A 10,228-nucleotide genomic window follows, 5' to 3' on the forward strand; every position below is an offset into this window, starting at 1 on the left:
CACCCGCGGGCGACGCGCATGAGGTGGGCGCTGTCTCCCTTGGGGGTGGTGCCGCCATCGCCGCCGGGGATGACTGATCCCATGGCGGCGCAGGCCCAACCGCAATCCTTCGCCAAGCTGGTGGCCCGCATGGCCAACCTGATGGTGGGGCTGCCGGACTACGACAGTTATGTCGAGCACCGGCGCCTCAACCATCCGGACCAGCCCGTCATGTCGCGGGAGGAGTTCTTCCGCGAACGGCAGGAGGCGCGGTACAGCGGCAAGGTCGGCCGCTGTTGCTGAACCCACCGAATTTGTTTACCGAGAAGGGGGCCCCCGCGGCCCCCTTCTTTTTCGTGCCAACCGACGAAAGCCCCTCCATGCGCATCATTTCCGCCAACCTGAACGGCATCCGCTCCGCCACCACCAAGGGCTTCTTCGAGTGGATGGCCGCCCAGGACGCCGACGTCGTCTGCGTGCAGGAGCTGAAGGCGCAGGCTGAGGACATGACGCCGCTGATGCTGGCGCCCAATGACGCCGCCGGCGCCGCCTATCACGGCTATTTCCAGTACGCGGAAAAGAAGGGCTACAGCGGCGTCGGCGTCTATAGCCGCAAGGCGCCCGACCGCGTGATCGTGGGCCTGGGGCATGAGGACATCGACGCCGAGGGCCGGTATGTGGAGGCGGTGTTCGGCGACCTGTCGGTCGTGTCCGTCTACCTGCCGTCGGGGTCCAGCGGGGACCACCGCCAGGCCGCCAAGTTCGCGTTCATGGACCGCTTCCTGCCGCACATGGCGGCCTTGGCACAGACCGGACGCCAGGTGGTGGTCTGTGGCGACTGGAACATCGCCCATAAGGAAATCGACCTGAAGAACTGGAAGGGCAACCTCAAGAACTCCGGCTTCCTGCCAGAGGAGCGCGCCTGGCTCAGCCGCCTGTTCGACGAACAGGGCTGGGTCGACGTCTATCGCCGCCTGTACCCTGAGGCGGGGGAGGAAGGCTACACATGGTGGTCCAACCGGGGCCAGGCCTGGGCCAAGAACGTGGGCTGGCGCATCGACTACCAGATCGCCACCCCAGGCTTCGCCGCCACCGCCCAATCGGCCGCCATCTACAAGGACCAGCGTTTCAGCGACCACGCGCCGCTGACGGTGGATTATGTTTGAATTGTTCCCTCAAACGCCGGGCGCCGGCATCCGCCGGCTTGGCTCATCCTCGCTCCGCCCTACGGTGCTCGCTTGCGGGGCCGGCAGTCGCCGGCCTGTAAATTCGTAGAAAAAACCTCTTGAGCCGGACCCTGGGTCATACCCGCACCGTCCCTTCATCGACACAGGATCGGGGAACGAACGGTGCTTATGAAAGCGAGCGGCATGGCCCGGAAGCAGGTCAGGACGGAACCGGTGCTGACAGCGGCGGAGGCGGCCGCCCGTACCGGGCTGACCGTCCGGGCGCTCAGGGTCTATGAGGCGCGCGGCCTGCTGGACCCGCCGCGTACCGAAAAAGGCTGGCGCCTTTACGGTGCGCGGGAGTTTCAGCGCCTGGGCGTCATCCAGGCGCTGAAATCCCTGGGCCTGTCGCTGGCCGAAATCGCCAAGGTCCTGGCCGGGGACACCCCGTCCCTGCGGCGCGTGCTGGAGGTCCAGGCGGCCCTCTGGCGCGGGCGGCTGGCGGCGGCCCAGGCCGGTCTGGACCTGGTGGAACAGGCCCTGGCCCGCACGGACACGTCCCGCCCCGGCACCACCCCGATCTCCGTCGATGACCTGTGCATCCTGATCCGGAGATTGAACATGAATACCCTGCCCGAAACCCTGCGCACCGTCCTGGCCGAGGACTACACGGCCGAGGAGCGTGCGACCCTGATGACCCCCACCGGCACGCCGGAGGCGGCGGCCGACGGTGCCCGCGCCTGGACCCAGCTGATCGCCGACGTCCAGGCCCTGCGCGATGCCGGCGTCCCCGCCACCGACGCCCGCGCGCAGGCCGCGGCCAAGCGCTGGCAAGGCCTGGTCTCAGCCTTCACCCAGGGCGACGCCGCGGTGGAGAGCCGCACCGCCGGCCTGTGGCAGAAGGCGCTGACCCGCGACCCGCAAGGCCAGGGCCTGCCTTTCGACCAGGGGCTGTGGGAGTACGTGGGCGCCGCAATGAAATCGGCGCAGGCGTGAGCGCAAAAGCAACCCCGCCCCGGCCAAAGCCGGGGCGGGGTTTCCCTTGAACTCAAGCCGGGTGGAGATCAGCGCGCGACCTTGGACTGGGCCAGGAAGCTGCTGCCATCGTCCTGCCAGCCGCCGCCCAGCGCCTTGAACAGGCTGACGCTGGCCTGCACCCGCGACAGCTTCACCTGGGCCAGCGTGTCCTGGGTGGACAGCAGGGTGCGCTGGGTGTCCAGCAGGGTCTGCAGGTCGGTGAGGCCGCCCTTGTAGCGGTCCTCGGCCAGCTCGAACGCCCGCTGGCTCTGGGCCACGGCGTCCTTCTGCAGGGTGTATTGGTCCTGGTAGCGGTCGATGGAATAGACGGCCCCTTCCACGTCCGACAAGGCGGCCAGCGCGGCCTTGCGGTAATCCTCCGCCAGCTCGCGGTGCCGGCCCTCGGCCTGGCGGACCTGGCCCTCCAGCCGGCCGCCGGAGAACAGGCTCTGCGCGATATCGCCGCCCAGGCTGAACAGCAGGGTGGGAGCGTTGACCAGATGGGCCAGCGTCGCCGCCTCCACGCCCGTGCTGGCGTTCAGCGTGACGGAGGGCAGCATCTGGGTGCGCGCCACCTTGATGTCGGCGCCGGCCGCCGCCAGTTGCGCCTCGGCATAGCGGATGTCGGGACGGCGGGTCAGCAGCTCGGCCGGAACGCCGGTGCCCAGGGCCGGCGGCTGCACATCGGCCAGGCCCTTGGCCTGGACGGTGAAGCCTTCCGGCGCGCGGCCCAGCAGGATGGCCAGGGCGTTCAGCTGGGTGCGCTCCTGCTGTTCCAGGGCCGGGATGGCGGCGCGCTGGGTCGCCACGGTGGACTTCTGCTGCACCAGATCCAGCTGGCTGTCGGCACCGGCCTGCACCCGCGCGTCGATCAGTGACAGCACGTGCTGGGCGTTTTCCAGGTTACCGCGGGCCACGGTCAGGCGGTCGCGCAGGGCCAGGATCTGGAAGTATGTCGCGGCCACGTTGCTGCTGAGCGACAGGGCCACCGTTTCGCTGTCGAAGCGGCTGGCGTCCAGGCTGAACTGGGCGGAGTCGCGGGTCGCGCGGTTCTTGCCCCAGAAGTCGATCTCATAGCTGGCGGACAGCGAGGCCTGATGCACGTTGCCGGCATAATCGTTCAACGGCACGGCACCGTTCAGGCCGGCGGCGGCCGAACCCTTGATGTTGCGGCTGCCGCTCCGGGTGCTGCCCAGCCCCAGCTGGACACTGGGCCACAGCGAGGCGCCGGAGATTTCCGCCTGGGCCTCGGCCTGGGCGATGCGGGCGGCGGCGGCCCCCAGGTCGGGGTTGTCGGCACGGGCCTGGGCCAGCAGTTGCGTCAATTCCGCCGAATTGAAGCCCGACCACCAGTCCGTGGTCGGCCAGGGGGCGGCCTCGGTGGTCACGGCGACCTTGGTGGTGCCGTCGGCGGCCCCGCCCTGGGTGGAGGTGGCGTCCCAGTGGGACGGCATCACCAGCGTCTTGGCGGGATCGGCCGGGGTTTCCCCGTCCAGCGCGCAGGCCGCCAGCATCAGCGGCAGGAAGGCGGCGGCCAGACGGCGGGTGGCCAGACGGCGGAACCAGGAGGTGGAAGCCAGGGTGCGGGACATGGTGAAGACCTTCGATCCGGCAAAACGGTTTCATGCCCAAAGGCGCGCGAACGGCGCCAGGGTCGGCAAGGAAATATGTGGCGCTTGGATATAAAGACTGGTCGCGCCAGACTGGTCAGTGGCCCCGCCCGGACCGGCACGATCGTGCAGTTGTTTAGATCCGGCGGCCCCTGTGGCTCAGTGACGCGGCGCACATGGGTTAACGGTCCCACGCGGCCCCCGCGCATGGCGGTGTTGCGCCGCCGGACGGTTCCGTTTCGTGAGTGACCCCCCCGGGGGGGGGGAGGGGCAGGCGTCAGCGGATCAGCAGGCGGTTGCAGACGAAGCCCAGCACGCCGACACCGCCGATGATGGCCGTCATGGGCCAGGGGGTGCCATCGGCCAGCCAGCCCACCAGGGTGCCGACGATGGCGCCGGTGACGAACTGCGACGTCCCCATCAGGGCCGATGCGGTACCCGCCATGTGGGGGTAGTTGGCCAGCGCGCCGGCGGTGGCGTTGGCGCCGATCAGGCCGGTGAAGGCCATGAACAGGAACAAGCCGCCGACGATGGCCCACAGGCCGCCCACGCCGGTCCAGCCCACCACCGCCAGGCCGATCCCGAACAGGGCGATGCAAGCCGCCCCCCAGGCCAGCAGACGGTCGGTGCCCAGGCGCAGCACCAGGCGGCTGTTGATCATGTTGACGATGATCATGCCGACGATGTTGAGGCCGAACAGCAGGCCGTACAGCCCCGGCCGGACGTGGAAATAGTCGATGTAGACGAAGGGCGTGCCGGCGATGTAGGCGAACATGCCGCCGTAGATCATGCTGCTGGTCAGCGCATAGCCTAGGAAGCGGCCACTGAGCAGCAACTGGCCATAGGCGCGCAGTTGCGCCAGCCAGGGCGTCCGCACCCGCGTGCTCGGGTTCAAGGTTTCCCGCTGGGTCAGCAGCCCCACCATGGCCACCAGGCCGAAGCCCGCCTGCACCCAGAAGATGGCGCGCCAGCTGGCCAAGGCCAGCACCTGGCCGCCCACCAGGGGCGCCGCCATGGGGGCGATGCCCATGACCAGCATCATCATGGAAAAGACGCTGGCCGCCCGGTCGCGGTCGAACACGTCACGCACCATGGCGCGGGCCAGCACCGGCGCGGCACCGGCGCCCGCCGCCTGTATGGCGCGGCAGAGGCTGAGGGTGGTGATGTCGGCGGCGGCGGCGCAACCGGCGCTGCCCGCCAGGTACAGCAGGATGCCAGCCAGGATGGGGCCACGGCGCCCGAAGCGGTCGCCCAGGGGACCCCAAAACAGCTGACACAACCCGAAGGCCAGGAAGAAGGCGGTCAGGGTGGACTCGACACCCGCCTGGTCGATGCCCAGGTCGTGGGCGATCTGGGGCATGGCCGGCAAATACATGTCCACCGACATGGAACCGAAGGACATCAGCATGGCCAGCATGGCGACGAAACCAACGCCGCGCTGCGAGAACAGCCCGCTGCCCTCCCGGTCCCCATCAACCACCACCGCGGGCACCATCACGGCCCCGTCGGCCACCCGTTCCGCCACCACGACCAACCCCCTGGGGCGGTGTGCAAACCGTCCCCCATCCAGAATTCCCGGTATCACGCCCCCAATGGGGGGCCCCTTGATGATGGACACGGATGGGCCGCTAACCAATCGGCCCTTTGAGCGGATCAGCCCCGCGTGCGGCGCGGCGACAGCTGGAAACCCAAACGGAAACCGCCCAAATGGAAACCGCCCAAATGGAAACCGGAGGAATCCCGGTGCCCCCGGGATTCCTCCGGTTTGATCAGGCCTGGCCCGGCGGGGCCGGCCCGAACGTCAAATCTTAATCATTGTGCCAGTAGTGCGGCGGCGGAGGCGGCGGGACATCGCGATAGCCATAGCCATCGTGGTAGTAGTGCCGGTGATACGGACGCTCCTCCACCACGCAGCCGGACAACCCGGCCAGCACCATCCCGGCCAGCAGCAGGCGGGTAACAATGGAACGGGATCGATCGGTCTGCATGATTTCCTCTCCAATCTCGGCCTAGCCGCCGCGCCCTGGACGGGGCTGGGGAACGGCTGTCGGCATGGGAGAACGATGGCGGCCAAATGCGACGACAAGACGGCGGGGGCTGGGCATCATCGGGTTCATGCGATGGCGCACGGGCGCAATGAAATGCCCCGGCCCCATCGTCAGGACCGGGGCGCCCGGGCAATCCCGTCATCCCGCTTGACCATCAGTGGTGGATGGGTCCGCCCCAGTGACCACCACCCCAGTGGCCGCCGCCCCAATGGCCACCGCCCCAGCCCGGATGTCCATGCCAATAGCCGCCATGGCCCCAGCCGCCGTAATAGCGCGGGAAGTAGCCGCCGACGCCGACATAGTAGGGATAGCCGTAGAAGCCGTACCCATAGCCGTAGCCGTAGTAAGGATAGTAATAATCGTAGGCGGGTGAGGCCGTGTAGACGGGGGCCGTGTAGTAGCCGTCTGCCACGCAACCGGCCAGCGACGTCAGGGCCAGGCCGGCCAGCAGGCCCTTAAGGGCCATGCGGGGCAAGCGCCATCTCACGGCGGCGGCGGCGGAAACGGTTGTGCCAGGCAAGGACATGGTTCGTGCACTCCCTGAACGAAAAACGCAGGGACCGTGCGGCGGGTCAGGATGGGGTCGGCCGGCAAGTCGGCGGTGGTCGGCCCCGGTGGTCGCCCGGGCGCACATCCTATGACAGCAAATGTGCCCGACACCCCCGTGCCGCAAGGCCCGCCCGGCGCAAGGCTGGCGCGCGAGGCCCGCGCGCAGGGTTTTGCGCGCTGGCGTCTGGCACCGGTTTGCGGTATCTGGCTGCGCAGATATCCTTTCCAGCCCTTGAGACCGTATGATGAGCCAGTGCCATTGCGGCAACGACCGCGCCTATGAAGATTGCTGCGGCCCCTATCACGCCGGCACCGCCCAGGCGCCCACGGCCGAAGCCCTGATGCGGTCGCGCTATTCCGCCTTCATCGTGCACGACATCGACTACCTGCAGAGCACCCTGCTGCCGGAAACGGCGCAGGACTTCAACCGGGAAGAGACGGAACAGTGGGCCCGCGACAGCCAGTGGCAGGGCCTGGAGGTCCGCTGGACCGAGGCCGGCGGCCCTGAGGATGATACCGGGAAGGTGGAGTTCGTGGCCCGCTTCCACTTCGACGGCAAGGACTACCTGCACCACGAGACCAGCCGCTTCGAGAAGCGCGACGGCCGCTGGTACTACGTCGACGGCGCCATGGGCCCGCGCCCGCGCACGGCGGAGAAGGTGGGCCGCAACGACCCCTGCCCCTGCGGCAGCGGCAAGAAGTACAAGAAGTGCCACGGCGCCTGAGGGGGGCCTAGATGTGACGGAACCCCACCGGCGCGCGCCAGTGGGGTTTTTTCCTTAATCTCTATTTGGCGAATGCCCTAACTAGCGTCCTATGCAGCCGAATGAATCCGCCCGAATAGGGCTTCTGATGACCAAGGCACGCAAATGATACACGCTTAAGATTTCCATCTTTGATATAGCTATAAAATATACCGATGGAATATAAGAAATAAAATAGGCTTTCAGGAGACTGTGAGTTTTTAATTTCCTTGTCAAAGGAATCATAAATTGGTTTCAATTTCTCTATAAATTTTGCTGCTGGCATGCCGTAATTTGGATCATTAAAATCTGGTGCAATTTCCTCAAGTGCTGTCTGTAACCTGACTAGGCCTTTTTCGTTTAGAAGAGTAGCAGCAGCAGGCTTTAAATCTTCCCAGCACTCTAAACTATACTGTGTTAACACATCAGATATTTGAGATTGACTTAAAAGCCTTTCGCCTGGGTATATTTCACGCGCCTTAGAGAAAAAGCGTATTACATCCCTAGGCTTTCTCCATGTATATGATATTAGATCTTTTGGTGTTATGTTTGCCATGTAATATTTAAACAGATCTGAATTTGTAAAACCATTATCATGTGCTATTTTTATTCTTTTTGTTACAATTGATATTAGGGGATCATCGTGATCCCTTTGCCTATATCTCCAGAACAACTTCTCCCCATATGACTCAATAGACTGCGCTACGTTTGCTTTTGCTATAATTGGATGGTTAAGAAACTCTGACCTCATCGCCAAATATATAGTAACATCAGCTTTGGCCGCTATGAATGCTCTATTCAAATTCAGCGCGGATACTATCATATCTCGCACAAGCGTCGCCCCCTCCCTATATGCATCATCATCAGAGTATACATACTGTATCTCATCGATAAAAATAGCGTACTTATTTTTTGATTCTTTCAGAATCCCGATTAACTCCTTTAACAGAGAATCATTTTTTCTTTTTATTAGCTGCTCTGGATTAATCTTTACTTTACCTTTTGTTATAGACTTAACATCTATATTTGATGATGACACAATGTCCGTGATATCATCGCAAACCTTCCTAACGATGTCGGCTGGCGCCGAATGAATGATTCTCCAGATTAATGGGGATTCATTCTGCTTAACTCTGTCTATCAGACTTTTTTTTCCAATATCATCATAGTTATCGTATATCTTCTTTAGAATAATCGCCATTAATATCCTTTTAATTGAATGAAGATGATAGGTTGTTTTTGAAATATCCTCCCTATCAACAAGTATATCCTCAGGAGAGTAAATCTGCTCGTCTTGCGAAATTCTTTCGTTGAAAACAATATACTCCACAGAGTAACCTAATTTACTCAGATTATCGTACATAACACGCAAGAATGCCGTCTTTCCAACACCCTTCTGCCCAACTATAAAGAAGCGGGTGCCATTGTCAAAGTCAGCTTTGAAGCTAATTGGGGGATGAACAAAGCAGCTTTGATAAAGCGGGATGCTATTGTTCTTTATGGAAGTATCATGTTCAGCATTAGCATCCGGCCTTCCAAAATCTATTTCCGAAAGAATGGGAAATTCTCTATCCTGCTTATTGCCATCCTTCATAATCCCCCCCCCTGGCACGAAATACCGCAACCCGACAAGCTCAGGAAATTGGAATTTAATATGGTTCATCCACTATAGGATGGCAATCAAAATGGCATAACCATTTTAAATTTCACCCTTAGCTTGCCAACATGAACATGATGGCTTGCGTCAACATTACCAAAAACGCGAAATGAAGATACCGAAGATTTTCAGGAAGATTGCGCAGATTGGCAAATGAAAGACCGCCACCAGATATATAGAGAAGCCCCATTAGATTTTTCAACGCCGCTTCATCACCAGCCGGTTGACGTCGGGGTCGAAATGGCTGTCACGGGACAGCCAGGGGCGGCGGGGCATGTGGGGGGACGGGTTCACATTGTACTGGGCGGTCAGCAGCAGACGCCGGCCCCGGCCGGGCAGCAGGCCCTTGTGGAAACCGAAGGTGTCGGCCAGGAAGCGGGTGCCGGCCGGCCCCGTCAGGGTGGCGACCTTGTCCTTGCCGAAGACGCGGTGCACGAAGTCGTCGGGCTGCGCCGGCCCCACGGCCAGGCGCGGGTCGCGGTGGCTGCCGCGCACGAAGACATGGGGGCCATCCTCCTCCCCCACGTCGGTGAGGTAGATGAACAGCTTGAAGCCCTTCAGCGAGTCCCAGTCGCGGTGGTAGCGCTGGGTGCCCTTGGCCACCGGCCGGTCGCCGTAGGACCACCAGCAGCCGATGTTGTCCAGCACCGGCTTGCAGCCCAGGTACAGCTCCGCCACGTCCAGCAGGGTGGGATCGTTGAACAGGGCCATGACATGGGGCGCGGCCAGGATGTCCTGCACCGCGTAATACGCCATGTTGGTCTCGTCGCTGGCCGGCTGGTCCCAGGCGAAGCGACCCAGGTGCGGGCGGTAGGGATCGGCGCAGGGCACACCCTGGAAATAGGTGCGGATTTCAGCCGCGACCTCCCCGTCCAGGGCCGGCAGGGGGACCAGGCCCTGCCAGGCCAGGTCCCGCGCCCACGACCGCGCCTGGTTGCTGGGCCGGGGCCACAGCGACTTGGCCTGGAAGAACGCGACGATGCCGGCCACCACGTCCCGCGCCCGGGGCGTCCAGACCAACGGCAGCAGGTCGTAGACCGCCAGCCGCCCGTCCGTCTGGGCCCGTTCCAGGAAGGTGCGGAAAGACGGGATGCGGGTGCGCCAGCGGTCAACCAGCCCGACATGCCCCTCGCGCATTGATCGCCCCTCCTTCACGTCGCCTGCTTCACGTCGGCTGCCACGTCACGGCTGTGGCACCGCGCGACCGTCCGCCTTGTAGACCACGCCCCCTTTCATGACAAACCGCACCTGTTCCATCAACTCCAGATGGGTCAGGGGGTCACCGGCCACGGCGATCAGGTCAGCATAGCGGCCGGGCTGCACGGTGCCGATGCGGTCGGTGGCGCCGATCAGGTCGGCGGCGTTGCGGGTGGCGAACAGCAGCGCGTCGGCCGGCGTCACCCCGGCCTCGGCCAGCAGGGCGAATTCGCGGGCGTGGTCGCCCTCGCCGATGTCGTGC

Annotated in this window: 11 protein-coding genes; 4 read left to right on the forward strand and 7 right to left on the reverse strand. The window is 63.4% G+C overall.

The window, feature by feature from the left end; translation table 11 throughout:
* Window positions 1–81 precede the first annotated feature (81 nt).
* From I55_RS15600 to I55_RS15610, 3 genes are all read left to right on the forward strand, one after another.
* Complete coding sequence (locus I55_RS15600; protein ID WP_199902610.1) at window positions 82–282, forward strand: YbdD/YjiX family protein; 201 nt, start codon at window positions 82–84, stop codon at window positions 280–282.
* Window positions 283–359: 77 nt separating this feature from the next.
* Window positions 360–1,145: an exodeoxyribonuclease III gene (locus I55_RS15605; RefSeq protein ID WP_044561513.1), complete on the forward strand. Its 786-nt coding sequence runs from the start codon at window positions 360–362 to the stop codon at window positions 1,143–1,145.
* Window positions 1,146–1,349: 204 nt separating this feature from the next.
* Window positions 1,350–2,141, forward strand: coding sequence for a MerR family transcriptional regulator (locus tag I55_RS15610; RefSeq protein WP_049974174.1), 792 nt, complete (start codon window positions 1,350–1,352; stop codon window positions 2,139–2,141).
* A gap of 68 nt (window positions 2,142–2,209) precedes the next feature.
* Here I55_RS15610 and I55_RS15615 read toward each other — a convergent pair whose 3' ends face one another.
* The 4 genes from I55_RS15615 to I55_RS15630 form a co-directional block, all read right to left on the reverse strand.
* Window positions 2,210–3,754, reverse strand: coding sequence for an efflux transporter outer membrane subunit (locus I55_RS15615; protein ID WP_044561508.1), 1,545 nt, complete (start codon window positions 3,752–3,754; stop codon window positions 2,210–2,212).
* A 295-nt stretch (window positions 3,755–4,049) separates the two neighbouring features.
* A complete protein-coding gene (locus I55_RS15620; protein ID WP_252181168.1) occupies window positions 4,050–5,300 on the reverse strand; it encodes a Bcr/CflA family multidrug efflux MFS transporter in 1,251 nt (416 codons plus the stop codon).
* A gap of 280 nt (window positions 5,301–5,580) precedes the next feature.
* Complete coding sequence (locus I55_RS15625) at window positions 5,581–5,760, reverse strand: hypothetical protein (protein WP_044561509.1); 180 nt, start codon at window positions 5,758–5,760, stop codon at window positions 5,581–5,583.
* Window positions 5,761–5,974: 214 nt separating this feature from the next.
* Window positions 5,975–6,346: a hypothetical protein gene (locus I55_RS15630; RefSeq protein WP_044561510.1), complete on the reverse strand. Its 372-nt coding sequence runs from the start codon at window positions 6,344–6,346 to the stop codon at window positions 5,975–5,977.
* A gap of 268 nt (window positions 6,347–6,614) precedes the next feature.
* On the opposite strand from I55_RS15630, the gene I55_RS15635 reads away from it, so the two are divergent.
* A complete protein-coding gene (locus I55_RS15635; protein ID WP_044561516.1) occupies window positions 6,615–7,094 on the forward strand; it encodes a YchJ family protein in 480 nt (159 codons plus the stop codon).
* A 61-nt stretch (window positions 7,095–7,155) separates the two neighbouring features.
* Here I55_RS15635 and I55_RS36035 read toward each other — a convergent pair whose 3' ends face one another.
* The 3 genes from I55_RS36035 to I55_RS15645 form a co-directional block, all read right to left on the reverse strand.
* Window positions 7,156–8,706: a P-loop ATPase, Sll1717 family gene (locus tag I55_RS36035; protein WP_148293767.1), complete on the reverse strand. Its 1,551-nt coding sequence runs from the start codon at window positions 8,704–8,706 to the stop codon at window positions 7,156–7,158.
* Between the two features lie 261 nt (window positions 8,707–8,967).
* Window positions 8,968–9,906, reverse strand: a complete 939-nt coding sequence (locus I55_RS15640) for a hypothetical protein (RefSeq protein WP_044561511.1) — start codon at window positions 9,904–9,906, stop codon at window positions 8,968–8,970.
* A 45-nt stretch (window positions 9,907–9,951) separates the two neighbouring features.
* The coding region (locus tag I55_RS15645; protein ID WP_044561512.1) for an amidohydrolase family protein at window positions 9,952–10,228 on the reverse strand (277 nt) is incomplete at its 5' end.

Source organism: Azospirillum sp. B4, from assembly GCF_000333275.1.
Classification (GTDB): domain Bacteria; phylum Pseudomonadota; class Alphaproteobacteria; order Azospirillales; family Azospirillaceae; genus Nitrospirillum.